This is a genomic window from Streptomyces sp. JK94, from assembly GCF_053613315.1.
In genome coordinates this window covers 40,258-65,359 of record NZ_JBSICH010000044.1, presented here as the reverse complement: position 1 = coordinate 65,359, position 25,102 = coordinate 40,258, and the positions used below count along the sequence as shown (strand labels likewise).

24 protein-coding genes are annotated in these 25,102 nt (G+C 70.4%); 7 read left to right on the top strand and 17 right to left on the bottom strand.

Features of this window, described 5'->3' with window-relative positions:
• Positions 1–11: 11 nt before the first annotated feature.
• From ACVV2G_RS30290 to ACVV2G_RS30280, 3 genes are read right to left on the bottom strand one after another with little or no spacing between them, the layout of a single operon-like run.
• The gene (locus tag ACVV2G_RS30290) at positions 12–1,025 is read right to left on the bottom strand and encodes a methionine synthase (protein WP_453845987.1); all 1,014 of its coding nucleotides are present in this window, start codon (positions 1,023–1,025) and stop codon (positions 12–14) included.
• Positions 1,026–1,072: 47 nt separating this feature from the next.
• Positions 1,073–1,771, bottom strand: a complete 699-nt coding sequence (locus ACVV2G_RS30285; RefSeq protein ID WP_453845986.1) for an SDR family oxidoreductase — start codon at positions 1,769–1,771, stop codon at positions 1,073–1,075.
• An 18-nt stretch (positions 1,772–1,789) separates the two neighbouring features.
• Positions 1,790–2,329, bottom strand: a complete 540-nt coding sequence (locus tag ACVV2G_RS30280; protein WP_453845985.1) for an LOG family protein — start codon at positions 2,327–2,329, stop codon at positions 1,790–1,792.
• 90 nt (positions 2,330–2,419) lie between these two features.
• Here ACVV2G_RS30280 and ACVV2G_RS30275 point away from each other — a divergent pair, with 90 nt between their 5' ends.
• Positions 2,420–2,743: a DUF427 domain-containing protein gene (locus ACVV2G_RS30275; protein WP_453845984.1), complete on the top strand. Its 324-nt coding sequence runs from the start codon at positions 2,420–2,422 to the stop codon at positions 2,741–2,743.
• A gap of 119 nt (positions 2,744–2,862) precedes the next feature.
• Positions 2,863–3,642 (top strand): alpha/beta fold hydrolase, encoded by a 780-nt coding sequence (locus tag ACVV2G_RS30270; protein ID WP_453845983.1) that lies wholly within the window; start codon positions 2,863–2,865, stop codon positions 3,640–3,642.
• 12 nt (positions 3,643–3,654) lie between these two features.
• Here the strand turns inward: ACVV2G_RS30270 and ACVV2G_RS30265 are convergent, their stop codons facing one another.
• From ACVV2G_RS30265 to ACVV2G_RS30255, 3 genes are all read right to left on the bottom strand, one after another.
• On the bottom strand, positions 3,655–4,401 hold the full coding sequence (locus ACVV2G_RS30265; RefSeq protein WP_453845982.1) for a M48 family metallopeptidase: 747 nt from the start codon (positions 4,399–4,401) through the stop codon (positions 3,655–3,657).
• Between the two features lie 74 nt (positions 4,402–4,475).
• The gene (locus tag ACVV2G_RS30260) at positions 4,476–8,063 is read right to left on the bottom strand and encodes a type I restriction endonuclease subunit R (RefSeq protein ID WP_453845981.1); all 3,588 of its coding nucleotides are present in this window, start codon (positions 8,061–8,063) and stop codon (positions 4,476–4,478) included.
• Between the two features lie 253 nt (positions 8,064–8,316).
• Positions 8,317–8,715, bottom strand: a complete 399-nt coding sequence (locus ACVV2G_RS30255) for an ATP-binding protein (RefSeq protein WP_453845980.1) — start codon at positions 8,713–8,715, stop codon at positions 8,317–8,319.
• Between the two features lie 563 nt (positions 8,716–9,278).
• Here ACVV2G_RS30255 and ACVV2G_RS30250 point away from each other — a divergent pair.
• Together ACVV2G_RS30250 and ACVV2G_RS30245 are read left to right on the top strand one after the other, a co-directional pair.
• Positions 9,279–10,130 (top strand): helix-turn-helix domain-containing protein, encoded by an 852-nt coding sequence (locus tag ACVV2G_RS30250; protein ID WP_453845979.1) that lies wholly within the window; start codon positions 9,279–9,281, stop codon positions 10,128–10,130.
• A gap of 2 nt (positions 10,131–10,132) precedes the next feature.
• Positions 10,133–10,342: a DUF397 domain-containing protein gene (locus ACVV2G_RS30245; RefSeq protein WP_453845978.1), complete on the top strand. Its 210-nt coding sequence runs from the start codon at positions 10,133–10,135 to the stop codon at positions 10,340–10,342.
• 37 nt (positions 10,343–10,379) lie between these two features.
• On the opposite strand, the gene ACVV2G_RS30240 is transcribed toward ACVV2G_RS30245, so the two are convergent.
• The 5 genes from ACVV2G_RS30240 to mnmA form a co-directional block, all read right to left on the bottom strand.
• Entirely contained in the window at positions 10,380–11,582 is a 1,203-nt protein-coding gene (locus tag ACVV2G_RS30240) for a restriction endonuclease subunit S domain-containing protein (RefSeq protein WP_453845977.1), read from the bottom strand.
• Positions 11,572–14,220, bottom strand: coding sequence for a type I restriction-modification system subunit M (locus tag ACVV2G_RS30235; RefSeq protein WP_453845976.1), 2,649 nt, complete (start codon positions 14,218–14,220; stop codon positions 11,572–11,574). The genes ACVV2G_RS30240 and ACVV2G_RS30235 overlap by 11 nt, the downstream gene beginning before the upstream one ends.
• Before the next feature lie 99 nt (positions 14,221–14,319).
• Positions 14,320–15,033 (bottom strand): RloB family protein, encoded by a 714-nt coding sequence (locus ACVV2G_RS30230; RefSeq protein ID WP_453845975.1) that lies wholly within the window; start codon positions 15,031–15,033, stop codon positions 14,320–14,322.
• A gap of 125 nt (positions 15,034–15,158) precedes the next feature.
• On the bottom strand, positions 15,159–16,439 hold the full coding sequence (locus ACVV2G_RS30225) for an AAA family ATPase (RefSeq protein ID WP_453845974.1): 1,281 nt from the start codon (positions 16,437–16,439) through the stop codon (positions 15,159–15,161).
• Positions 16,440–16,587: 148 nt separating this feature from the next.
• Positions 16,588–17,715, bottom strand: a complete 1,128-nt coding sequence (gene mnmA / locus ACVV2G_RS30220) for a tRNA 2-thiouridine(34) synthase MnmA (protein WP_453845973.1) — start codon at positions 17,713–17,715, stop codon at positions 16,588–16,590.
• Positions 17,716–17,775: 60 nt separating this feature from the next.
• Here mnmA and ACVV2G_RS30215 point away from each other — a divergent pair, with 60 nt between their 5' ends.
• Positions 17,776–18,525, top strand: a complete 750-nt coding sequence (locus tag ACVV2G_RS30215) for an N-acetylmuramoyl-L-alanine amidase (RefSeq protein ID WP_453845972.1) — start codon at positions 17,776–17,778, stop codon at positions 18,523–18,525.
• Positions 18,526–18,528: 3 nt separating this feature from the next.
• Here the strand turns inward: ACVV2G_RS30215 and ACVV2G_RS30210 are convergent, their stop codons facing one another.
• The 3 genes from ACVV2G_RS30210 to ACVV2G_RS30200 form a co-directional block, all read right to left on the bottom strand.
• Positions 18,529–19,698: a cysteine desulfurase family protein gene (locus ACVV2G_RS30210; RefSeq protein ID WP_453845971.1), complete on the bottom strand. Its 1,170-nt coding sequence runs from the start codon at positions 19,696–19,698 to the stop codon at positions 18,529–18,531.
• An 85-nt stretch (positions 19,699–19,783) separates the two neighbouring features.
• Positions 19,784–20,050, bottom strand: coding sequence for a DUF4190 domain-containing protein (locus ACVV2G_RS30205; protein ID WP_453845970.1), 267 nt, complete (start codon positions 20,048–20,050; stop codon positions 19,784–19,786).
• 31 nt (positions 20,051–20,081) lie between these two features.
• Complete coding sequence (locus ACVV2G_RS30200) at positions 20,082–20,249, bottom strand: hypothetical protein (RefSeq protein WP_453845969.1); 168 nt, start codon at positions 20,247–20,249, stop codon at positions 20,082–20,084.
• A 115-nt stretch (positions 20,250–20,364) separates the two neighbouring features.
• Here ACVV2G_RS30200 and ACVV2G_RS30195 point away from each other — a divergent pair, with 115 nt between their 5' ends.
• A complete protein-coding gene (locus ACVV2G_RS30195; RefSeq protein WP_453845968.1) occupies positions 20,365–20,991 on the top strand; it encodes a TetR family transcriptional regulator in 627 nt (208 codons plus the stop codon).
• A 278-nt stretch (positions 20,992–21,269) separates the two neighbouring features.
• On the opposite strand, the gene ACVV2G_RS30190 is transcribed toward ACVV2G_RS30195, so the two are convergent.
• The gene (locus ACVV2G_RS30190) at positions 21,270–22,130 is read right to left on the bottom strand and encodes a thioesterase family protein (RefSeq protein ID WP_453845967.1); all 861 of its coding nucleotides are present in this window, start codon (positions 22,128–22,130) and stop codon (positions 21,270–21,272) included.
• Between the two features lie 40 nt (positions 22,131–22,170).
• Positions 22,171–22,998: a TioE family transcriptional regulator gene (locus ACVV2G_RS30185; protein WP_453845966.1), complete on the bottom strand. Its 828-nt coding sequence runs from the start codon at positions 22,996–22,998 to the stop codon at positions 22,171–22,173.
• 58 nt (positions 22,999–23,056) lie between these two features.
• Between ACVV2G_RS30185 and ACVV2G_RS30180 the strand changes: the two genes are divergently transcribed.
• On the top strand, positions 23,057–24,286 hold the full coding sequence (locus tag ACVV2G_RS30180; protein WP_453845965.1) for an erythromycin esterase family protein: 1,230 nt from the start codon (positions 23,057–23,059) through the stop codon (positions 24,284–24,286).
• Positions 24,287–24,396: 110 nt separating this feature from the next.
• On the opposite strand, the gene ACVV2G_RS30175 is transcribed toward ACVV2G_RS30180, so the two are convergent.
• Positions 24,397–25,056, bottom strand: coding sequence for a trimeric intracellular cation channel family protein (locus tag ACVV2G_RS30175; protein ID WP_453845964.1), 660 nt, complete (start codon positions 25,054–25,056; stop codon positions 24,397–24,399).
• Positions 25,057–25,102: the final 46 nt, after the last annotated feature.

Genomic DNA, 25,102 nt, shown 5'->3' with positions numbered 1-25,102 from the left:
TTGTCCTCCCGTTACTCTGGGTTGTCCGCGAGGGATCTCGCCGCCCGGGCGCAGTGGGCGAGCGCCCGACGGGCGTACTCGGGGGACGCGCCCGCGAGTCCGCACGCCGGCGTGATGGTGACCGCTTCCGCGAGAAGCCCCGGATGCAGCCCCAGCCTGCGCCACAGCGTCCTGACACCCATGACGCTACCGGCAGGGTCCGACAATGCGGTGTCCGTGCCGGGCACGACACCGGCGAACAGCCGGGTACCGCCCTCCACCGCCTCGCCGATCGCGTCGTCGTCACGCTCGGTGAGGAGCGAGAAGTCGAAGGAGACGCCCGCGACGCCGGCCCGGCGCAACAGAGCGAACGGCACGTCGGGGGCGCAGGAGTGGACGACGACGGGGCCGCCGTCGTGCACCCCGGCGATGTCGCGGAGGGCGGCCTCGACGACCTGCCGGTCGACGGCCCGGTGGGTGCGGTAGCCGCTGGCGCTGCGCACCTGGCCGCGCAGGACGGCGGTGAGGGACGGCTCGTCGAGCTGGAGCACCGGCCGGGCGCCGGGCACCCGGCGCCGGACCTCGGCGAGGTGCAGGCGCAGGCCCTCGGCGAGCGAGGCGGCGAGGTCGCGGCAGGCACCGGGGTCGGAGAGGACCGCCTCGCCGTTCCTCAGCTCCAGGGCGGCGGCCAGTGTCCACGGGCCGACGGCCTGGACCTTCAGCGGCCCCTGGTAGCCCTGGGTGAATTCCTCCAGGGCGTCGAGGTCCTCCCCGAGCCAGGCACGGGCCCGTTTGGTGTCCCGCCCCGGCCGGTCGCCGAGCCGCCAGCCGCTGGGCTCCACGCGCGCGTACAGCTCGACGAGCATCCCGGCGGTGCGGCCGATCATGTCGGCGCCCGGGCCGCGGGCGGGCAGTTCGGGGAGGAAGGGGAAGTCCTCGAAGGCGCCGGTGGCGGTTCTGCCGGCCTCGCGGGCGTCCTGGCCGGGCAGGGAGCCGATGCCGGTGGCGGGGGCGAAGCGCGGGCTGGTCTGGCTGTTGTCGCTCACCCGGCCAGCCTATGCGGGAGGACGCGGCCGGCGCCCCGGCGGGCCGGTCACCGCCCCGGGCGCACCGTCAGGTCGTTGACCTCCGCGTCCCTCGGCAGGTCCAGGGCCATGAGGATCGTCGTGGCCACGGACTCGGGGTCGATCCACTGCGCGGGGTCGTACTCCTTGCCCTCCTGCCGGTGGACCTTGGCCTGCATGGGGCTGGCGGTCCGGCCGGGGTAGACGGAGGTGACGCGGACGCCGTTCGCGTGCTCCTCCTCGCGCAGGGAGTCGGCCAGTGCCTTCAGGCCGTGCTTGGAGGCGGCGTAGGCGGACCAGCCGCCGTGGGCGTTGAGGCCGGAACCGGAGTTGACGAAGACCACCTGGCCCTGGGCCACGCGGAGCTGGGGCAGGAAGAGCCGGGTCAGTTCGGCCGGGGCGACGAGGTTGACGTTGAGCTGGTTGCGCCAGGCCTTGGGGGTGAGGTCGCCGACCGGGCCGAGGTCGATCACGCCAGCGACGTGCAGCAGCGAGTCCACGCGCTCGGGCAGTGTCTGGTGGGAGAAGGCCCAGGAGAGCTTGTCGGGGTCCGTCAGGTCGCCGACCAGCGTCCTCGCTCCGGGGAACGCTGCGGCCAGCTCCTTCGCCCGGCCCGCGTCGCGCGCGTGCAGCACGACCTCGTCGCCGCGCTCGTGCAGGCGGCGGGCCACGGCCGCGCCGATGCCGGAGCCCGCTCCGGTGATCACATGTGTAGCCATGCCCGCCATGCTCGCATCATCGCGGGCTCACGCGATGCCCCGGCTCTCCTCCAGGTAGGCCAGTGCCCCGACCGGCTCCTGGGCGAAGAACACCAGCTCGGTGAGGGGGCGCGGCAGGAAGCCCTCGTCCTCCATGCGGCGGAACTGCTCCCTGAGGCCGTCGTAGAAGCCCGCCGTGTTGAGCAGGACGACGGGCTTGTCGGTGTGCCCGTGCTTCTTCAGCTCCAGGATCTCCGTCGCCTCGTCCAGGGTGCCGGTGCCGCCCACCATGATGACCACGGCGTCGGCCTTCTCCAGCAGCAGCCGCTTGCGTTCGGCGAGGTCCCGCGCGATCACCATCTCGTCGGCGCCCTCGCGCGCCTTGGCGGCCAGGAAGTCCACGGAGACCCCCAGCAGCCGTCCCCCGGCCTCCTGCACGCCGTCGGCGACCACCTTCATCAGGCCGACGTCGGAACCGCCCCAGACGAGGGTGTGTCCGCCCCTGCCGAGCAGTCCGGCGAACTCCCGCGCGGGGCGCGTGTAGCGCTCGTCGAGGTCGGCGGCGGAGAGGAAGACGCAGATGTTCATGGGGCAACGGTACGTTCGGCGGTCCACGGGGAAGAACCCGGCTTCCGGCCGTGCTGTCACCAGGAGAGCCGGCTACCGAGGAGGACGATCGTGACCAAGGGACACCGCATCACCGTCGAGCGGAGCGACCGGCACGTACGCGTGGTGCACGGCGGACAGGTGCTGGCGGAGAGCGACGGGGCACTGGTCCTGCGGGAGACGGGCCTGCCGGAGCGGTACTACATCCCGCCCCGGGACGTACGCCTCGACCTGCTGACCCCGTCCGGCACGTACACGCACTGCCCGTTCAAGGGCGACGCGTCGTACTGGTCGCTGCCGGACGCGGCGGACCTGGTCTGGGCGTACCCGGACCCGAAGCCGGAGGTGGCGGAGATCAAGGACCACCTCTGCTTCTACGAGGTCGAAGTGTCCTGATCGATTCCTGACCGATTCCTGAGCGGTCCCGGGGCGATTCCTTAGCGGTCCCGGGGCGATTCCTGAGCGGTTCGTGTCCTGGGCGGTGAATCGCGCGCCGTAGGGCAGTCTGCACAGGCATGGAGAAGAAGACCCTTTCGCGCGACGGCACGCGCATCGCCTACGAGAGCACCGGGCAAGGGCCCGCGGTCGTCCTGGTCGGCGGCGCGATGTCCACGGGGGCCACGGTCGCGCCGCTGGCCGCCGACCTGTCGGACCGCTTCGACGTCACCGTGTACGACCGCCGGGGCCGCGGTGAGAGCAGCGACACGGAGCCCTACGCGGTGGAGCGCGAGGTCGAGGATCTGGCGGCGGTGATCGAGGCGGCCGGAGGCGAGGCCTCGCTGTACGGCGTCTCGTCGGGCGGCGCGCTGGTGCTCCGGGCGGCGGCGAGCGGGCTGCCGGTGCGCCGGGCGGCCGTGTACGAGGTGCCGTACGCGATGGACGACGCCGCAGCGCGGGCCGCCGCGGAGTACCGGGAGCGGCTGACCGAGGCCCTGGGACAGGGGCGGCACGGGGACGCGGTGGAGCTGTTCCTGCGCCTTACCGGCCTGGGCGAGGAGATGATCCGGAGCGCCCGCCAGTCCCCGATGTGGACCGGCATGGAGTCGGTCGCGCCGAGTCTGGCGTACGACGACGCGGTGATGGGTGACAGCCGGGTCCCCCGGCTCCAGCTCGGCTCGGTCACCGCTCCCCTGCTCGCCCTGGCGGGCGGCGCGAGCCCCGACCGGATGCGCGAGGCCGCGCGGACGATCGCCGAGGCGGCACCCCGGGGCACCTGCCTCGCCCTGGAGGGGCAGACCCACAGTGCGGAGCCGGGCGTACTGGCGCCGGTGCTGGCGGAGTTCTTCGCCGAGTGAACGTTGGCCGGGTCACCTCACCGCGCCCCGCCACAGCTCGGGCTCCTCCTTGGCGAAACGTCGCTCGCGCTCATCGGCGTCCGGGAGCACACTCCGCAGGCGCCCGCGGAACTCGGCTCCGTGGCCGGACGCTCGCAGATGACACAGTTCGTGCACGAGGACGAGGTCCACCAGCGCGGGCGGCAGCTGGAGAACGGCCCAGTGGACGCTGATCGTACCGTCGGGACCGCAGGCGCCCCAGCGAGTGCCCAGGTCACGAACCACGAGTCTTTTGGGTGAGACTCCAACGACGCCGGCGAACGAGGGCATGCGGAGGCCCAGCCAGCGACGGCCGCAGTCGGTGTACCAGTCGGCGAGGCAGCGCCCACCCTCGCCTCGATCGGTGGACTGGGGGAGTTCGAGCCGCCCCTGGCGCAGCCGAACACGTCGGCGTCCCTCGTCCGCCGGGGTGATCAACAACCGGTGGCGGCGGCCGAGGTAGGCGAAGCCGGTTCCGTCCACCAGTTCCTTGACCTGCTCGGTCGGGCGTCTCCGTCGCCGCCGCACCTCGTCCGCGAGCCGTGGCAGCCGGGCTCTCACTGCGTCGGCCACTTGACGCGGATCCGCGTCCGGCGGGACGGCGAAGCGCACCCCGCCGTCCGGCGCGACGTCGATGCCCAGGGTCCGGCGGCGGGGCCGGACGACGAACTCCCACTCCCACTCTTCGGGAAGCGGCAGGGAAGCGATCGCCTGCTGGACGGGGTGGACGGTGCCGGTCACCCGCTCTTCCTACCACCCGTGTACGACGGTCCTGCGACGACGGTGGCTTCGCCGACCGAGTGCGGCCCGCCCGGTCACTCCGTCCGGCGCCTGTGACGCAGGAAGTCGGCGTGTCGGTTGCGTGCGAGTTCTACCAGGTCTGCGGCCAGGTCTCCGACCCGGGCCCAGTCCATGTGCAGGCCGCTCTCCAGGTAGACGCGCAGTTCTCTCCGCACCCTGATCTGGGTGTCGGCCAGAGTGACGAAGTCCTGGGAGCCGACGAGCCGTGAGATCTCCGCGGTGAGCCCGCGCGCTCCCTGAACGAGATCTGCCCCTTCCGGCGCCCCGGAATCCTCGAACGCTTCCTTCAGCAGTCCGTACACCGGCTGCTCCGTCCACCGGTCGAGGTCGCGTATCCGGTCGTCCCCGTCGTCTGGACCGGGCTCGTCCCCTTCGGCCGCCACCACGTCGGCCACCAGGGCGGCGAGCGCGGCGGCGGCCTGTTCGAAGTCGTCGCTCATCGAACGGACGATCTCCTCCAGCCGTTCACTGAACCGCTGGTAGCGCGTCCGGTCGGAGCCGAGACGTGCGTCGATGTGCAGCCGGAGCCTGCTGCGCATGTAGTCGGTCCTGGTCCGCGGATCCGGATTCGCGCCGACCTTCTCCATGAAGTCGACCGCGGTCAGCTCCACCGACGGCACCCGTTCCTCGATCGCCGACACCCTCAGATGGCGGGAGATGAGCCGGCGCACCTTGGCACCGTAGCGGCGCGGGCTGAAGTCGTCGCGGCTGTCCAGGTACCGCTGCCGGGCCAGGTACTGGACCTCACCGAGCAGCCGGGCGTCAGTCTCGTACTTGAGCGCAGCCGGCCTCGGCAGTACGGCGTTGAGGGCGGTGAGGAAGTCCCGTACGAGCTCGTCGAACTCGCCCATCAGCGTCGGGTCGGCGAGTGCGGCGAGCAGGTCCTCTCTCTGCGCCTCGGCGCGAAGTGAGGTGATGCCCCGGTCGGCGAGGAGCCGGGTGATCTGGGTGCGCAGGTCGGCGAGCCGGTTGTCGGCGGCGGCCTCGGTCTCCAGCCACATCCGGTCCCGGACCGGCTGTACGCCCTGGTAGTCCGGCGCCAGGTGGTCGAGGGACAGGTCCTCGTAGCCGTACACGGCCCGCAGGTGGGCCGCGTCGTACTCGTCCATGGAACGGGAGAGTTCGGGCCCCACCCCGATGTAATCGACGATCTGGCCCCACTCCTTGTGCGGATAGAGGCGGTTGGTGCGGGCGACCGCCTGGAGCAGTCCGACGCCGGAGAGCGGGCAGTCGAGGTAGAGCACCTGTTCCACGGGGGCGTCGAAGCCGGTGAGGAGCATGGACTGGACGACCAGGAAGGCCATCGGGTCATCCTCGTCCTCGGCCCTCCCGGAGCCGCCACGGATGTCCGGCGACACCTCGCCGTCCCAGGGATCGTCACCCGTCACGAGGTGGCCACCGGGGTACGTGGCTGCACTCGGCCTGCCGTGGGTCGAGGCGTCCCACGACGGGTCGTGTGCTGCCGCGTGCGGGTCGCCGAGCCCCTGCTTGAACCGCGCGATGTGCGCGTCCTGCCGGGACTTGGCGGTCCAGGTCTTCCAGTCTGCCGGGTCCTTCGCCTTCGCCTGCCCCGAGGACGCCTGGGAGATGACCACGGCGGCGTCGATGGAGCGGAGCAGCGGCAGGTGCGGCAGGAGATCCAGCAGTTCGCGCTCGTCCGGCGAGGCGGAGTCGTAGCCGCTCGGGTCGTGCACCAGGTCGGGATCGAGCTGCTCGGCCCTCGCCACGAGGCGGTCGCGGGCGTCCAGCAGCGCGCCGCGATACCGGACGGCCGCCTTCCGGGACACGGTGACGATCTGTGCCCCGAACCGGTCGGGCAGGGCCGTGCGCGTCCAGTGGGACAGCATGTGCTCGGCCTTGTCCGCGATCACGGAGGGGGATTCGAGCACTTCCTTCTTCCGGGCGAACTTCCGCAGCACCTGCTCCCGCTGCTTCGATTCCTTGGGCGCCTCGATGTCGAAGGAGGCGTCCAGTGCGGCCTTCTCGATGACCTCCAGGTCGACGTGGTGCGCCTCGTAGCGCACGGGGACGACGGCGCCGTCGGTCTCGGCGTCGCGCAGGGTGTAGGTGTCGGTGAAGCCGCCGAAGATGTCCTCGGTGGTCTTGCGCGCCTTGCTGAGGATGGGGGTGCCGGTGAAGCCGACCAGTACGGCGTTCGGCAGCATGGCGCGCAGCCGGGCGTGCTGCCAGGCGAGGTGTCCCCGGTGTGCCTCGTCCACGAGGACGACGATGTCATGTCCCGGATTGGCGACATGATTCTGCACCCGGTCCTGCTCGTCCGGCGTCTCGGCGAGCTTCTCCTCGCGGCCGTCCCAGGCCGTGTCGTCCCGTCGGGCCTTCTGGAGCATGACCAGGACGACGTCGGGAACGTCCACCGCGAGGTACTGGCGGGCCTGCTCGACCGACCGGGAGCGGTAGATGTCCTCGTCGGCGGCGGCGAGACTGCGCCGGATCTGTTTCTCCAGGTCGATGCGGTCGGTGACCACGACGACCTTGTGTCCGCGCAGGTCCTTGGTGCTGCGCAAGTGACGGACCAGGAAGGCCATGGTGAGGCTCTTGCCGGAGCCCTGGGTGTGCCACACGACACCACCACGCTGGTCGACGTCCTCCTTCGCCTCCAGCGCACTGCGGCGCCCCCGGAGCGTCTCGGCGATGGCGTGCACGGCCCGGAACTGCTGGAACCGGCCCACGGCCTTCACCGTACGGCTGCCGTGCCGCGTCTCGGTCGTGAAATCCCGGACGAGAGTGAGGAGATGAGCGGGACGCAGTACGCCCGCGACGAGCGTCTGTTGCGCGGTGAGGTCCCGGCCCTCGGGCGTACGGGTCTCGCCTCTTACCTGCGCCTCCGTCGCGGGGGCCACGGTCCGCCAGGGCGCGAAGTGCTTGGCCTCGGCCGTGACGGTGCCGAGTTCGGCGTGCGCCCGGTCGGTCGCGACGAGCAATTGCGCGAACCTGGTGAACTCGGCGACCGGCGCGGCGGCGTCCACGCCCGCGTAGTCGACGACCTCGATGACCGCCGCGTCGAGGGCGAACCGAGGGTCCTTACGCCGGGTGGTCACGGGCGCCTTGCACTCGATGACGACCCAGGGCAGCCCGTTCACGAAGAGCACCAGGTCCGGAGTAACGGCCTCGGCGTCGGGCCGCTCCACCCGGAACTGGGACACCGCCAGGAAGTCGTTGCCGTTCTCGGACCGTCCGTCCCAGTCGACGAGCCGGACGTGTTCGGGGTCGCCCTTGCTCCAGCCGGGGAGTGTCCGGGCGGGGATGCCCTCCCGGAGGAGCCGCGTGACGTCCAGGTTCCCGGCGACTCCCCGCCCGGCCGGCCCTTGACCAGGGGCGGTGCCGAGGACGCGGGCGAGGATGTGGTCGAGCTGGTGCGCGGTGAGCCAGGACGTGCCGTCTTCCGACCGGACGTTGATCCGGGCCACGGCGTTGCGGAACCGGTCCGCGTAGACGACGTCGGTGAACGAGGAGCGTTCCGTGTCCCGGGGACGGGTCGCGGGCTCCCCGGGCGGCGCACCCCGCAGGTGCTCCCACCCCATGACCGTCAACTGCTCGATCAGCGGCCGTTCGACCTTCACGTACTCCGGCTGTTCCGCCACCGGCTCCCCTTGCCCACCCGTTGCCTGTTGCCCGCTGCCGTACGCGTCCGTTCACGCCGTCGTGAACAGAGGTGCGGATCACCCTATCGGCGGAAGTCGGTGCCGTCAGGTGGCGTGGCGCGGCGAGGGCGGCAATCCGGTCGACGGTGGGGCGAGGGGGCACTTCGGGGAAGCGTGAACACATGGGCCCAAGGCGTTCACGCTTTCACGGAGTGGGCCCCGGTCCGCAGGGGCGGCGCGGCGCGCAGGGGCGTCAGGCGGCGAGAGCGGACGGGCCGGGTTGTGACGGCCCTCTCCCACCACCAACACCGCCGTCTGTCGGCCGGTCCCCACCACCCAGCACCAGCTCGAACCAGATGCTCTTGCCACCGACCCCGAAGGCGGACTCGCCGAGACGGCACCCACCCCAGTCGTCGGCCAGAAGATCGAGGATCAGCAGCCCTCTCCCTCGCTCCTCGTCCGGCCCGGCCGAGGCGAACGGCACGGGAACGAGCGGGCAGGTGTCCGTGACGCTGACCCGCAGCACGGGGTTGGTCCAGCAGAGCCGCACGGTGGCGGGGCCGAGGGAGTACCGGACGGCGTTGGTGGTCAGCTCGGAAGCCAGCAACTCGGCCCGGTCCGTGAACTCCCCCAGCCCATGCGCGCCGAGCACGGCCTTGAGCGTCGTACGGGCGACGGCTGGCCCTCGCGGATCGCGCGGGAAGTGGAGTTCGTACTCCCAGGGCTCGGTGAACGGGAGGGGGCGCGGGCCGAGGACTGCCTGTTCTGTGGCTGGCCCGAGCGGTTCGGGACGTGATGCGGGGCTCGATTCGGGGCACGGCTCGTGTTCCGGTTCCGCATTCTTCACGCGGCACCTCCTTGTGCGTGTGCGTGTCTTGCGCGTGTGCGACGAGTTACGGGTTCGGTTCGTTGAGACGGGGTGAGTGGAGTGGGGGTGAGTGGGTGGGTGGCGGTCTTCACGCCCTGCGGCGCTGCCCGGCCGGCGCTACCCAGAGGTGGCCTGCCGCCCGCTCTGCCTCTCGTCGGGCCCGGGGACGAGAGGCGGGGCGGGCGGTGCACTTCCTCCCCGAGGAGCAGGTGGGTGGCGTGGGTCACACGCTAGAGCATCATCTAAAACAGGTGCTACCTGATTCACCAAAACGAGTTTTAATGCGAGTTTCGATGGACGTCCGGTCGAACCATCGGCAAACTGTGCGCGCGAGCGAGGAGTTGTTCATGGCACCACGGCAGCAGCCGAGCATCCGTCAACGCCGCTTCGGGTCCGAACTACGGCGAATGCGGGAGGCCGCAGGCATGTCCGCCCCCGTAGCCGCGACTCGACTTGGCGCGGACCGCACGATGATCTCGAACATCGAAGCAGGGCGGTTCGGCATCAGCGAGGAGCGCCTACGTCGCCTCGCGAGCATCTACGAGTGCAACGACCCGAACCTGATCGACGCCCTGGCCTCGATGACGGGCGGACGCCCAAAGGGCTGGTGGGACGAGTACCGGGGAAAGATCCCGCCTGACTTCCTGGACGTTGCCGAACTTGAGCACCACGCCACGGGCATCAGAACACTCCAGACCGCCCACATCCCAGGCATCTTCCAGACGGAGGACCACGCCAGGGCCCTCTTCGACCTGTTCGTCCCAGCACTGCCGCGCCTGGAGTTGGAGCTTCGGGTGGCCCAGCGGCTCAGCAGGCACCGCGTGGTCGACGGCATTCCGGGCGTGCCGTACATCGGCTACGTCCACGAAGCGGCGCTACGGATGCGCATCGGAGGCAGCCGCGTCGCGAGGGCCCAGCTGAACCGGCTCGTCGAAGAGAGCGAGCGCAGCAACGTCCGGCTGCTCGTGATCCCCTTCAGCGCAGACGGTTTCCCCATGGCAGGCGACACCGTGATGTACGCGTCGGCGCCCAATCCACACCTGGACACGGTCCAGGTGGACTCGCCCACCGGAGCGGTCTTCTTCGACTCCCCCACCCATCTGGCCAACTTCCGCACCCGGCTGGACTTGGTCGAACAGGTGACGTTGAATCCGAGTGAATCGAGGGACTTCATCCTCGAAATCGCCAAGTCCCTATAGGAGTGTTGACTTTGTCCGAATTGAAGTGGTTCAAGTCTTCTTTCTCCGAAGCGTCCGGCAACGCATGCGTCGAAGTAGCCGTCTGCGATGACGAGCAGGTGGCGATACGACACAGCGTCCACCCTTCACGAGGTCTGACCGTAGGATTCTCAGCTTTCAACGCTTTGGTACAGGCGGTCCGGGCCGGAACTCTGCGCACTCCATCGCGATAACGATCGACTTCAACTTCTGGGCATTCAAGCAGCACGCCTAACGATTGGCGAACATTCCTTCCGTCATCCCATGCTGAATCGAACTCAGCTTACTAATTACTGCATCACAAGACGCGATCCTGCTATCCACAGCAGAGAGGGCCTCTACGACCTTCCGTTGCTTTTCAGGCGAGGGAACGGGAATTCGCAGCGACTCAACCATCTCGGCGCTGACCTTCACCATACTTTCACTTGTACCACGCGCCTCGCCCTGTATCGCCCTTCGAACGGACGCCATCCGCAGCACGATTTCCAAGTAATCAGCCCTGCAGCGCCGAGTATCCGGACGCAACCTCATCATCAAGTCCGGGTAGATACAGGGAGATCCAACGTCCCGGTATCGCCCCACAAGCCCTACCAGCTCTCGCGTATTGGCCCGGCTCATCAGTAGATCGCCATCAGCAAGTTGGAACTTACGGGCGACATCACTCACGGGCACCCGCTTCAACTGACGGGGCTTGAAGCCCGTCGCAGTGAGACAGCCCAATCCGAGTGTCAGCAACTCTGTCCACTCGGATACCTCCACGGGCGAGTACCCGTTTTTCGGCCTCTCTACAAGCAGGTCACCAACTGCTTCCATCGGCCCTTCGATGAGGTCGGAAATCAAACTGCCGCGGAGCTTTGTCAGCTTCACACAAACCCTCCTCAAAGCCTCGATCCGTCGTCGCACCATCGCATGGGATGCGACGATCTTGCGCTGCTCCACGAGTTCAGGAACGGGAACACGCAAGGCATGGATGTCAGCCTTGGAAATTTTATATTGTCCGCTGGTCCCTCTCATGACTGCTTCAACTTGGCTACGCAGTCCGACGGTCGAAAGAGTTAGCCCAAGATATGCGGGATCCAACCTATCAGGGTCCGGAACAAGGCGAAAAACTAGATCAGGGAGAAGTAGAAAGCGTCTGACTGAACCCACGACACAGCCAACTCCGACGAGACTTTTCACGCCGTTCGCGCGAGACATCAAAACATCTCCCTCGCGAATTTCAAATCCCGTACGCGGAAGGGATCCTGAAGGGAACGCCTTAGCCTCGGATTCCACGAACTTCCCACTTGTGACCGCGCTGAGCTTGATCACACCCCACTCATCGGGGCCTGGTGGCTTCGACGAGCAGACCGGACTCCAGCCGGTCTCGATATGCACCAAGACATCCTTCAGCGGAACCACCGGATAGGCCGCGCGCCCAACTTCATTGCCCATAACCCAGCTCCTCAATCCACGCCTCGAACTCCTCCGCCGCCCCGTCGCTCTCCGCTTCCAGCTCCGCCAGAGACACCGCGTACTTCTCCGTCCAGCAGCGGAAGGCCGCGACTAGTTCCCGGCGACCGGCGGCGGCCGTCGTGTCGAGGCGGGCGGCGAGTCCCTCGCCAAGGACCCGCAGGACGACACGCTGTCCGTCGTCCTGGGCCTTGGCCATCTCGGCCGCCGCCTTCAACTCGCCCAAAAACTTCGCGTCCAGCGCCGACCGGTGCTTCGATGCCGCCGTGCGTTCCTTGCGGCGCCCGGTGACCGCAGTCTCCAGGGCGGCGAGCTTCTCCGGGTCGACCGGCTCGGGCGTGGGCGTGTCCTCGTCGATGTCCTCCGGATCCGAAGACTCCCCGTCGTCCGCGTCTGGGGCCTGCGCGGGGCTCTGAGCCTCCGCGAGCTCGGCCACCGCCGTCTTGTACGCGGCGTCCGCCTTCGCGAGTGCCGCGTCCGCGCGGGCGACCTCGGCCAGGAAGTCGGGGATCAGGGCGCGTACCACCGGCTCGTCCAGGGCACGGCGCTTGTCCGCCGTCGAGACGGTGGACTTGGCGCGGCCACGGCGGGGGCGTCCGTCCGTGTCGGCGTCGTCGTCCGTCTTCGGGACGACCGGGTTGACCACGGTCTCCACCGTCTCCACCCAGCCGTCCAGAACCCGCTCGTAGCCGCCGGCCGCGAGGGCCTTCACGTCGTAGCGCGCCGAGGCCCACCAGTCGGCGATGATCCCGGCCGTCTGGTACTGGTCCAGGATGCCGACTGGTTCGATCGCCTTGCGGAAGTCCGCGAGCAGGCGTTCCCGCAGGCGCATCGGCTTTCGGTCCACGGTGAGGTGGGTGAAGTGTTCGGCTTGTTTCGCCCACCACTCCTCGTACCGCTCGCGCAGTTCGCTCTCCTTCGCCGCCGCGAGTCCCGGAATGCGTTCCGCCGTGGTGTCCGGGCCCTCGGGCAGGAAGTCGACGTACGCGTCGTCGTCCGGACGCTTCGCGAAGAGTGACAGCAGGTCCACGCCGTAGGACGAGAACGCCTCCCTCCTCGCGTCGATCTCCGCCCTCGGCACTCCCCCGTACAGGTGCGCTCGCACGTCCTGTGGTTCGGCGGGCGGGGAGTTGTCGACCCAGCGGCGGATGTTGAGGTTGCAGTCGGCGGCGAGCAGGGTGTCCCGGCTGACCACACGGGAGTAGCCGGCGATCGGGGTCCAGTCCCGGTACGCGGTGACGATCTTCTCGACGTGTTCGGGGCCGAGGACGTTCTGGTTGCGTCCCGGGCGGTACTCGCGGTCGGCGTTGATGAACAGGACGTTGCCCTGCCGGTCGCCGAGCTTGCGGTGCGGTCGGCGCAGGATCAGGATGCAGCCCGGGATGCCGGTGCCGTAGAAGAGGTTGGGGCCGAGGCCGATGACCGCCTCAACGCAGTCGTCCTCCAGAAGCTTCCTGCGGATGTCGCGTTCCTTGCCGCCCCGGAAGAGCACGCCGTGTGGCATGACGGTGGCAGCGACACCGTCCCGTTCCAGCACGGAGATCATGTGCTGGACGAACATCAGGTCGGCCTTCTTACCGGTTTCCGGCGCCCAGCCCCATTTCATCCGGGTGCCGTGTACCTCCTCGGCCTTCTCGACCTCGTGCTTGTCGTAGGGGAGGGAGAAGGGAGGGTTCGAGAGCACCTTCGTGAAGGTCCGCAGCTGCTTGCTGCCGTCCGGCCTCCAGTGCAGCGGCTCGGTGAGGGTGTCGCCCAGCTCCAGCTCGAATTCCTGGATGCCGTGCAGCACCATGTTCATGCTCGCCATGGACCACGAGGGGCCGTTCTTGTCCTGGCCGTTGACGGACAGGTTTCGCGGGTCACCGCCGTGTTCCTCGACGTGTTCGCGGGCGGCGATGAGCATGCCGCCGGAGCCTGCGCAGGGGTCGTAGACCGATTCCCGCTCCTGTGGATCGACCAGCCGGACCATCATCCGTACGACCTCGCGCGGGGTGTAGAACTCTCCGCCCCGCTGCCCGGCCGTGTCGGCGAAGCTGGCCAGCAGGTACTCGTACGCCGCGCCCAGCATGTCCGGGAACTCGAAGTCCTCGTTGCGCAGCCGATAGAGGGTGAAGTGGCGGATCAGCGAGCGGAGTTCGGCGGTCGTGAAGCGGGTCTTGGTACCGACCGTGTCGTTGAAGGAGATGTGCGAGGTGACTCCGGCCAGGCGCCGGTTGGAGCCGGTGAGTGCCGCCAGCGCCTGGTCGAGGCCCTGTCCGACCTGTTCCGTGAGGCCGGAGATGCCAGGCTCAGGCTCCGGGATCGGGCCGCCTTCCTCCAGCGGCTCGTGGTACTTGTGGGGGCCCTTCCACCAGCGTGCCTTCTGGGGCACGTAGAAGACGCGAGGGTAGCTCTCCGGGTCGTTGGCGCGGGCGAGGGCGTCCTTCTCCTCCTTGCCCGGCCGTTCGAGCTCCGCGTGGTAGATCCGCTCCCACTCCGGTTGGAACTCGTCCGAGGAACGCTTCAGGAAGAGCATCCCGAAGATGTAGTCCCGGTATTCCGAGGCGTCCATCCGCCCGCGCAGGATGTCGGCGGCCGAGTACAGATGCCGTTCGAGCTGGGGCAGGGTCAGTCTGGCCACGGACCGGTCCTTCGTACACCGTCGGGAATGGGGAGAACCCCGGCAGCCTAGTCCGGTCGGCGGCTCCGCCAGAAATCGCCGGACGGGCGGCATACGGACTCAGGCGCTCCGCGTCTCGTCCTCGACGATCCCGAGCTGGACGAGCAGGCGCCACACGTCGGAGGAGGGGTCCCGCTTGAGCGGGTCGCAGTTCTCGGCGTGGCCGCTGCGGCGGGTCCACTGCTCGTAGGTCTCGGTGCGAGGGCCGGGGATCGCGGAGTGGTCGACGCCCCGGCCCGAGCAGCCTCCGTGCGCGCACATGCCCACCAGCTTGCGGGCGTTTCGTACGGCCGTCTTCTCACGCTGCTTGTCCGGGTCCGTGAGGGTGCGGCCCTGCTCCTCGGTGATGCCCTTGCCCTGGTCGCCGGAGCCCGTGTCGTAGTGCTCGAAACCTTTCGCCTCGCGATGCGCCCGCAGCCGTTGCACCACTGTGTCCGAGATACCTCCTTCCTGGCCGGTGAACTGCTGGAAGTGCAGGAGCAGCCACAGTTCGAAGGAGGGGTGGGAAAGGGCCACCTGGACCCCCTGCTTCGCCGCGTCGCGCATGGCCTCGGGGATGTCCTGGTCCCGGTTGTCCAGGGCGTCACGGTCGAAGAGGGCCCACTTCTCGTCCTCGGGAGCGGATGCCGACGCGAGGACGAGGTCAACGACCTCTGTGGGGCGGAGTCCCTTCCTGGTCTCGGAAAACTTGAGGAAGAATTTCTGGCGCTCTCCGTAAGCCGAGTTCAGCAGGGTGACGTAGTCGCGCTCGGTCCTCTCCCCCTCTGCGGCCACGTAGACCACCCGCCGGGATTCGTCCCCGTAGAACTGGGCCGGTCTGCGGACCGACGGGGTCGCTTCCCAGTCCCGGCGACGACGGCGGCGGTTTCCCGGCTGGTTTTGGTTCTGCTGTGCCCTGCTCACGCTGTTGCCCGCAGCCCCTCTTCGATGAGTGCGATCTGCCGTGCGATCTCGCCACTGGTCAAACGTGGGACGCCGCCGTAGTGGCCGTGCAGGTAGCGGCGTTCCAGGTTGTCGTCGCGACGGGCCTTGCGTGCGGCCGTGATGGGGTAGAGCTGGGACTCGCCAGTGGTCTTCTTCAGCGCGATCCACACCTGGTCGCGGTCCAGCGGCCGCTCCACCACGGACGGGCCCAGCAGGGTCGCGTCATGCGTGGTGAAGATCAGCTGGGCGAGGCGCGGGTTGGCCTCGTGGTCCTGGAAGAGGCGGAGGACTTCCGCGGCGAGGATCGGGTGCAGGCTGGAGTCGAGTTCGTCGGCGAGGAGGACTCCGCCCTGCTCCAGCACATGGAAGAGCGGACCCAGAAACGCGAACCAGGCGTGCGTGCCCAGGGACTCCTGGTCCCAGAAGTCGAGGGGGCGAGGGATCCCGTCGGCGCTGCGGTGCAACAGTTGCACCTCACCACTCTCGGGGTCGAGGGTCAGCCCCGAGACCCCCAGGTCCGCGGCGGCCAGCATGGCGCCGATGCGCTCGCGCAGGCGGGCGCCGGATTTGCGGTCGGTCAGCCGTTTACGGGTCCATTCCGTGCGGTGCGGAACGTCAGAGACGGATGTGACGAGCCACAGGTTGTTGACGAACCAGCGGTGGACCGCCGCGAGCCCGGGGTGATTGAGCGTGGCGCCGACCGTGAGGAACAGGGCGTCGGGTCGGGTGGAGGTGACGATGAGGTCCTTCTGGCCCTTCAGGCCGGTTCCGGGGAAGCGAAACTCGCCGCCCTCGTCGTCCGGTCGGCCTGCCTCGCGGTCGAACCAGATCTGGCGCCGCCCGGACGGGTAGGCGTGCAGCCACTCGGCTTCCACCCGCTCGTCCGACAACTCGAAGCCGTAGGTGTAACGGACACGGTCCTTGCCGAGCAGGAGGTCCGCTTCGAAGAAGCTCGTCTCCTCCTGTGCGCCCGGGTCGAGTTCGAAGGGCTGGCGCGGGATCTCGGCTCTCTTGCTCCAGTCCGCGAAGGAGTCCAGCACGGCCGACCGCATGAACCGCAGGGCATTCAGGACATTGCTCTTGCCGGAGGCGTTCGCCCCGAAAATCCCGACCGCCGGCAGCACGGAGACCGGCCTGCCCTCGGAGCGGGCGCCGGTCTCGCGTGCGGTGCCCTCGTTGAGGTCGGTCGCCACCAAGGAGAGTTCGGTCTCCTCGCGGATGGATCTGTGGTTGGCCACCCGGAAACTGAGCAGCACGTCCGACCTCCTGACGAGACGGGGATGAGACCACCGCCTTAGGGTGTTACGTGCGGGTAATCCGCACCACCGAGCCTAAGGTGACATCCCGAGATGCGCCAGGGCTCGTCACGCGCCGTTGACCGCTGTTACGCCTCAGGCACCTGGGTCAAACTGCCGATGCCGCGCGCACCGTCGACGCGATCGTCGCCGAGCCCACTACGCGCGTGCCGTCGTACAGCACGATCGCCTGGCCGGGGGCGACTCCGCGCACCGGCTCCTCGAACGACACCTCCAGGGAGCCGTCGACCAGCTCGGCCCGCACCTGCGTCTCGCCGCCGTGCGCGCGGAGCTGGGCCGTGTAGGCGCCGGGGCCGGTGGGGGCGGCGCCGCACCAGCGGGGCTTGACCGCCCGCAGCGCGTGGACGTCGAGCGCCTCCGCAGGGCCCACCGTGACGGTGTTGTCCACGGGCGAGATGTCCAGGACGTAGCGCGGCTTGCCGTCGGGGGCCGGGGTGCCGATCCTGAGGCCCTTGCGCTGGCCGATGGTGTAGCCGTACGCCCCCTCGTGGGTGCCGAGCCGGTTGCCCGCCTCGTCGACGATGTCGCCCTCCGCGCGGCCGAGCCGGCCGGCGAGGAAGCCCTGGGTGTCGCCGTCGGCGATGAAGCAGATGTCGTGCGAGTCGGGCTTCTTGGCCACCGCCAGTCCCCTGCGCTCGGCCTCCGCGCGGATCTCGTCCTTGGTGGTGAGGGTGTCGCCGAGCGGGAACATCGCGTGCGCGAGCTGCCGGTCGTCCAGGACGCCGAGGACGTAGCTCTGGTCCTTGGCCATGTCGGAGGCGCGGTGCAGCTCGCGCGTGCCGTCCTCGCGCAGGATCACCTTGGCGTAGTGGCCGGTGCAGACGGCGTCGAAGCCGAGGGCCAGCGCCTTGTCGAGCAGCGCGGCGAACTTGATCTTCTCGTTGCAGCGCAGGCAGGGGTTCGGAGTGCGTCCGGCCTCGTACTCGGCGACGAAGTCCTCGACCACGTCCTCCCGGAAGCGGTCGGCGAGGTCCCACACGTAGAACGGGATGCCGATGACGTCGGCGGCGCGGCGGGCGTCCCGCGAGTCCTCGATGGTGCAACAGCCCCGCGCGCCGGTGCGGAAGGACTGGGGGTTCGCGGAGAGTGCGAGATGGACGCCGGTCACGTCGTGCCCCGCCTCGGCCGCGCGGGCGGCGGCGACGGCGGAGTCGACTCCGCCCGACATGGCGGCGAGGACGCGGAGGGGACGGGTGCGCTGCGGGGTGTGAGTCATAACCCCTCCAGAGTACGGGGAGGCGGGAACCGGAGCCCGCGAGTATGCGTTGAAGATCGCATGGGGGCGAAGCACGAATCCAGAGGCTCATCCGCGGACGGCTCCGCCGGTGGGCGCGCCGGCGGGTCCACCGGCGGGTCCAAGGACGCGGACCGGCGCATCGGCCGGCGGGCGCTGCTGGTCGGCGGCACCGCGGCGGCCGTGGGCACGGCGGTGCTGGCCCGCGACGAGCTGGCCCGCCTGTGGTGGCGCACCCCGGGCGTCGAGCGGCCCCGTGAGGAGGGTGCGGTCGACTACGGCGGCGCGCGGTGGGTGGCGGCCTCGGACGCGAACTGGCGGCGTGCCGACCGGCCCGACGACTTCGGCATCGACATGGTGATCGTCCACGTCACCCAGGGCAGTTTCGCCAGTGCGGTCAAGGCGTTCCAGGACCCCGGTCACCAGGCGGCCACGCATTACATCGTCGGGCAGGACGGACGCGTCACCCAGATGATCCGCGAGCTGGACGTGGCGTACCACGCGGGCAACCGCGACTACAACGAGCGCAGTGTCGGCATCGAGCACGAGGGCTTCGTGGACCGCCCGCAGGACCTCACCGACGCGATGTACGCGGCCTCCGCGCGGCTGACGGCGGGGATCTGCGCGCGGTACGACATACCCGTCGACCGCGAGCACATCATCGGTCACGTGCAGGTGCCGGGCACCGACCACACCGACCCGGGGCCGCACTGGGACTGGGACCGGTACATGAAGCTGGTGCGGCGCGCGGCGACGAGCGCCCCCTCCCCCACCGCCCCGGAAAGCGCCTGACCCCTACGTCAGTCCGGCCGCCCGTGCCCGTTCCACCGCCGGGCCGATGGCCTCGGCGAGCGCCTCGACGTCGGCCTTCGCGGAGGTGTGGCCGAGGGAGAAGCGCAGGGTGCCGCGGGCCAGGTCCGGGGCGGTTCCGGTGGCCAGCAGGACGTGGCTGGGCTGGGCGACCCCGGCGGTGCAGGCGGAGCCGGTGGAGCATTCGATGCCCTGGGCGTCGAGCAGGAGCAGCAGGGAGTCGCCCTCGCAGCCGGGGAAGGTGAAGTGGGCGTTGGCGGGGAGGCGGCCCCCCGGTGCGGGGTCGCCGCCGAGGATCGCGTCCGGGACGGCCGTACGGACGGCGTCGACCAGGTCGTCGCGCAGGGCGCCGATCTCGCGGGCGAACCACTCCTGACGCTCGGCGGCGAGGCGGCCGGCGACCGCGAAGGAGGTGACGGCGGGGACGTCGAGGGTGCCGGAGCGCACGTGGCGTTCCTGGCCGCCGCCGTGCAGGACCGGTACGGGGCTGTACCGACGGCCGAGGAGCAGCGCGCCGATGCCGTAGGGGCCGCCGACCTTGTGGCCGGAAACCGTCATCGCGGCGAGCCCGGAGGCGGCGAAGTCGACCGGGAGCTGGCCGACGGCCTGGACCGCGTCGGCGTGCAGCGGGACGTCGAACTCGGCGGCGGCGTCGGCCAGTCCCCGGACCGGCATGATCGTGCCGATCTCGTTGTTGGCCCACATGACGGTGGCGAGGGCCACGTCGTCGGGGTCGCGGGCGATGGCCTCGCGCAGTGCCTCGGGGTGGACGCGGCCGTGGGCGTCCACCGGCAGGTACTCGACCGTCGCGCCCTCGTGCTCGCCGAGCCAGTGCACGGCGTCGAGGACCGCGTGGTGCTCGACGGGACTGGCCAGGACCCGGGTACGGGCCGGGTCGGCGTCGCGGCGGGCCCAGTACAGGCCCTTGACGGCGAGGTTGTCGGCCTCGGTGCCGCCGGAGGTGAGGACCACCTCGCTGGGCCGGGCACCGAGGGATTCGGCGAGGGTCTCGCGGGCCTCCTCGACGGTGCGCCGTGCACGGCGGCCGGATGCGTGGAGGGACGAGGCGTTGCCGGTGACGCTCAGGTGCGCGGTGAGTGCCTCGACCGCTTCGGGAAGCATCGGGGTGGTCGCGGCGTGGTCGAGGTAAGCCATGGTGGGGCCGATTCTACGGGGCGGCCCCGTCCGGCCTCAGACCAAGCCCGGCCTGATCCCCGGGCCCGCCGCGCGCTGTGGCGGTTCACAGACTCCAGGACGGCGTGCTGTCCGCGGACATGAACGCCACCAGGACCAGCAGGTCGGCGACGCCCAGGCCGAGGCCGAGGAGGGCCCGGCCGCGGCGGGCGGTACCGCGCCGCAGGGCGATGCTCGCCAGGACGATGGCGACGGGCCCCAGGAAGACGTTGAGGACGAGCAGGCCGAGCAGGCCGAGGACGAAGGAGGCGACGGCCATGCCGTCGGTGTCCCGGATACCGGTCCGGCGGGTGGCCGGTGCGGTGAGCTGCATGGTGTTCTCCCTGCGGTCGACGGTCCGTGCGTCAGTGGGCGGAGGTGCTCCGCCGGCGGCCGTGCCGCTCGCGGATCGCGAAGACGCCGAGCCAGACGGCGATGACGAGGCCGGCGGCGACGGAGAAGGTGAGCGGCGCGTGGGCCACGGTGCCCAGCACCACGCCGAGGAGCAGGAGAGCGACGACGAGAAACAGCATGGAGCGGATCCCCCAACCTTCGGTGAACGACTGTAGTCACACTTGTTCACTGACTTCCCAGTCTAGCCCGCTTCACCGCTTTTCAATTCCGGAGAACAGTTGTTAACTGCATGGTATGAGTCACATCTCCGGTGTTCGGCAGGCCCAGAAGCGGAAGACCCGGCAGGCGCTCCTGGACGCGGCTCTCGGACTGCTGGAGGAACAGAGCCTGAGCAGCCTCGGTCTGCGTGAGGTCACCCGCGCCGTGGGCGTCGCCCCGACCGCCTTCTACCGGCACTTCCGCTCCACCGCCGACCTCGGCGTGGCGCTGGTCGAGGAGGCGCTGGGCAGCCTGCACCCGATGATCGGGACCACGGTGTCGCCGTCCGAGGACAGTGACGAACGCATCGCCCGCGCGGTCGGGCTGATCGCCGGACATGTGGCCGCGCACCCGGCCCACGTCCGGTTCATCGCGCGCGAGCGGCACGGCGGGGTGCAGCCGGTGCGGGAGGCCATACGGGAGCAACTGGCGCGGTTCGCCGAGGAGGTACGGGCCGAGCTGGCCAAGGACTCCCTGTCGGAGGGGTGGAGCGACGCCGATCTGCGGATGCTCGCCGGCCTGTACGTCGACCAGATGCTGATCACGGCGTCGCTGTTCCTGGAGGCGCTGGAGGCCCCGGAGGAGGAGCGCCGGCAGGCCACCGAAACGGCGACCCGCCAGATGCGGCTGATCACCGTCGGCCGCCGGCACTGGCTCGACTGACGCGACGCCGGCCCGCGTCGGACACACCTCCCACCGGCGCGCGCCCTGTCACGCGGTGGACTCGGTCGGCACGGTGAACTCGGTCGACTCGGTCGGCACGGTGGACGGTGGACGCGGTGGAGGGTGGACGGTGGGCGTGCTGGACGGTGGCTGCGGTGAATCCGGCTGGGGCGGCTCGCGCGGCGGTTCACCCGCGGTGGGCCGCCGCAGTGGTTCGACCGCGCCGGCCCGCCCCAGCGGTTTCTCGCCGTGGTGCGACCCGGCCCGACCGCCGCGGGTCAGCCGAGCCGGACCCGGGCCAGCTGGCGGGACTGGGCCACCAGGCGGTCGGCGCTGTCCCAGACCTCGGCGTCCTCCTCCAGGAACCCGCCGGCCAGGTTGCGGGTGGTCACGGCGACGCGCAGCGGACCCGGCGCCGGCCGGCACCGCACGTGCACGGTCAGCTCGACCGTGGGCACCCAGCCCTTCAGTCCGAGTTCGAAGGCGGTCGGCGGCAGCGCGTCCACCGCGAGGAGCAGCGACAGCGGGTCGGCGTCGCGCCCGTCGGCGAGTCCGAACCAGGCCCGCATCTCACCCCTGCCCGAGGGCTGCCCGAGGGCCCAGCCCAGCGTGGCGGGGTCCAGCCTGAGCATCAGCCGGTCGGTGATGGCGGAGCTGCCGTCGACGGGGACGGGGCCGTCCTGCGCACCGAAGCACTGGTCCATCGGCGGCATCGCGGGCGGCTTCGCCGAGGTGCGGACGTCGTCGGGCAGCGTGTCGAGGTCACCGTAGGAGGCGAGGACCCGGATGCGCTCCACCTCGTTGCCGTCGTCGTCGTACTGGAAGAGCGAGGCCTGACCGCTGGAGAGGGTGCGCCCCGCCCGGACGGTCTCGGTGCGCACGACCGCCGGACCCGGCCGGGAGGCGGTGAGGTAGTGGGCCGAGACGGTGAAGGGGTCGGGGTGCGGGAGCGCGTCCCCGAGGGCGCGGCCCAGCACGGCCAGCAGGTACCCGCCGTTGACGGCGCTGATGATCGTCCAGCCGGCGGAGAGGTCGATGTCGTACACACCCGGGGCGCGCCGGGTGACGGCGGTGTCCCGATCGAACTCACTGGCGCCGATGGCGGCACGCGTGGCCGCTGCGGAGGCTGCTTCTGGCATGGCCGCACGGTACAACAGGGAGCCTACTAAGCGGTAGCTTTTAGACGGCCGAGGTGCTGTCCCCTTCGGACTCACGGAGGTACGCGGCCAGCTCGGCGGCCCCCGTCAGCATCGCCCGTCCGCGGGCCGACACCCGGTCGTGCCAGTCGCGCAGGGTGGCCTCCAAGGGCTCCACGCCACCGGCCGTCCGTACCCGGACGATCACGGGCGCGATCTGCTCCAGCAGGTAGCCGCCCCGCCTGAGCTGGTGGACGAGTCGGGCGTCCCGCACATCGGCCTCGTCGTAGACGCGGTATCCGGTCAGCGGATCGCGGCGCGGACGCACCAGCCCGGCACGCTCCCACGCGCGCAGCGTCGCGGGCCGGACGCCGAGTTCCTCCGCCAGCGGCCCGACGAACGTACCGCCGGAGCCGGAGCCGGAGCCGGGCGCCGTCGAGTCGCGTCCGGGGACGGTGGTGGGCGCCGTCGAGTCGCGTCCGGGGACGGTGGTGGGCGCGGCCGGCACGGGCGCCGTGGCGGGTGCCAGATCGCGCAGCGCGCTCTCCACGGCCCGCAGCGTCCGCCGGTCGTCGAACAGCTGGGCGTGGCTCTCGTCGACGAGCCGGAACACCTCGTCCATCGCGCCGCGGTTGACGGCCCGCATGATCGCCGCCGCCGACCGGTGGCCGTGACCGGGTACCAGGGCGAGGAACGCCCCCAGGGCCCGCGCGTGCAGCGGCGTGTAGGTGCGGTAACCGTGGGCCGTACGACCGGCGGCCGGGAGGATGCCGTCCTCCTCGTAGTTCCTGACGGTCTGCGTCGACAGGCCGTGCCCGCGCGCCAGGTCGACCGGCCTCAGACGCCTGTCACTTTGAAGGTTTCGAGCCACGAACCGCACGTTATTCCACGAAAGTTTCCACCGAAAGTTCAACGATACCGTTGAAGGCATGGCTACCGACATCAAGGACATCGCCCGGACCGTCGAGGCCGGCACCGTCATGGGGCTGTTCCCCGCGCGGCCACGGGTGCTCGCCCTGGGGCAGCCCACCCACGGCGAGGACACGCTGCTCGGCCTGCGCAACGACCTCTTCCGGCAGCTCGTCGAAGAGGAGGGCTACCGGACGGTCGCGATCGAGAGCGACTGCCTGAGGGGCCAGGCCGTCGACGCCTACGTCACCTCGGGCACGGGCACCCTCGACGAGGTCATGGAGCACGGCTTCAGCCACGGCTGGGGCGCGCAGGCGGCCAACCGTGACCTCGTGCGCTGGATGCGCGCGCACAACGAACGAAGGCCCGCCACCGACCGGCTCCGCTTCGCCGGTATCGACGGCCCGCTGGAGATCACCGGCGCGGCGAGCCCGCGGGCGGCCCTCACCGGACTCCACGGCTTCCTCGCGGCCCGGGTGGACGCCGGCCTGCTCCCCTGCACCGAGGAGGCGCTCGACCGTCTCCTCGGCACCGACGACCGGTGGACCGACCCCGCCGCGATGACGGACCCGGCCCTGTCCATCGGGCAGTCGCCCGAGGCCGTCCGGCTGCGGCTGCTCGCCGACGATCTGGTGTCGCTGCTCGACGAGCAGGCCCCGCACCTGCGCGCGCACACCACGCGGGACGACTGGGAGCGGGCCCGCCTGTACGGGCGCACCGCGACCGGTCTGCTGCGCTACCACCACTGGATGGCCGACGCCTCCCCCGCCCGCATGAACCGGCTGCTGGGCGTGCGGGACCTGATGATGGCCCACAACCTCCTGGCGCTCGCCGCCCGGGGGCCGGTACTCGTCGACGCCCACAACGCCCATCTCCAGCGGGAGAGGAGCACGATGCGGATGTGGCAGGGTCCGGTGGAGTGGTGGGGCGCCGGCGCCCTGGTGAGCGCCGGGCTCGGCGAGGAGTACGCCTTCCTGGCCACCGCCCTCGGCACCCTCCGGCACCGGGGAGTGGACGCCCCGCCGCCGGACACCCTCGAAGGACTCCTGTACGCGCTCCCGGGGGACCGCTGCCTCGTCGACCCGCGGCGGCTGGCCACCGCCCTCGGCGGCACGCGGCCCGCTGCCCGCGTGTCCCCCTGGTTCGGTTACGCCCCGCTCGACCCGGAGCACCTGACGAGCGGTGACGGGATCGTCTTCCTCAAGGACGTCGCCGAGGACGTCTCCGAGGACGTCTCCGAGGACGTCTGACGGGACCTCTCCCGGGACGTTCCCGGCAGAGTCCCGACAGAAGCCCCCGGCAGAGGTCCCGCAGGACGTCCCGGAGAGCCGGCGGAGCCGGGGCCCGGGCCGGCCGGCCCTCAGTCCCCCTCCGCCACCGTCGACCGCCGGTTCCAGGCGCGGGGTGCCCGCCAGTGGAAGCGCAGCGCGAGCAGGCGCAGGACGAAGGCCGTGATCACCGCCAGGCCGCTGGTGAAGGGGGTGAGGGCCTCGTAGCGGATGCACAGGGCGACCATGGTGGCGCCGACGATGGCGGGGACGGCGTACAGGTCGCGGTCCCAGCGCAGCAGCGACGGCACCTCGTTGGCGAGCACGTCCCGCAGCACACCACCGCCCACCGCGGTGGCCAGGCCCAGACACGCGGAGGCGGTCAGGCCGAGTCCGTAGTCGTACGCCTTGGTGGTGCCGGCGACGCAGAACAGGCCGAGGCCGGCCGCGTCGAAGACGTTCACGCCGGTCTGGAGGCGCTCCACGTGCGGGTGGAGGAAGAAGACCAGCGCGGTGGCGAGCAGCGGGGTGACGAAGTACCCGAGGTCCGTGAAGGCCGCGGGCGGTACGGCCCCGATGACCAGGTCCCGGAACAGGCCGCCGCCCAGCGCGGTGACCTCGGCGAGGACCGCGATGCCGAACACGTCGAAGTTCTTGCGTACGGCCAGCAGCGCGCCGGAGATGGCGAAGACGAAGATGCCGACCAGATCGAGCGTGTGCTGGACGGTGGGGCTGAAGAGTTGCTCGTACACCCTGCCATTCTCACCTGCTGGTGAGCCCCCGCCTTACAAACGAAGG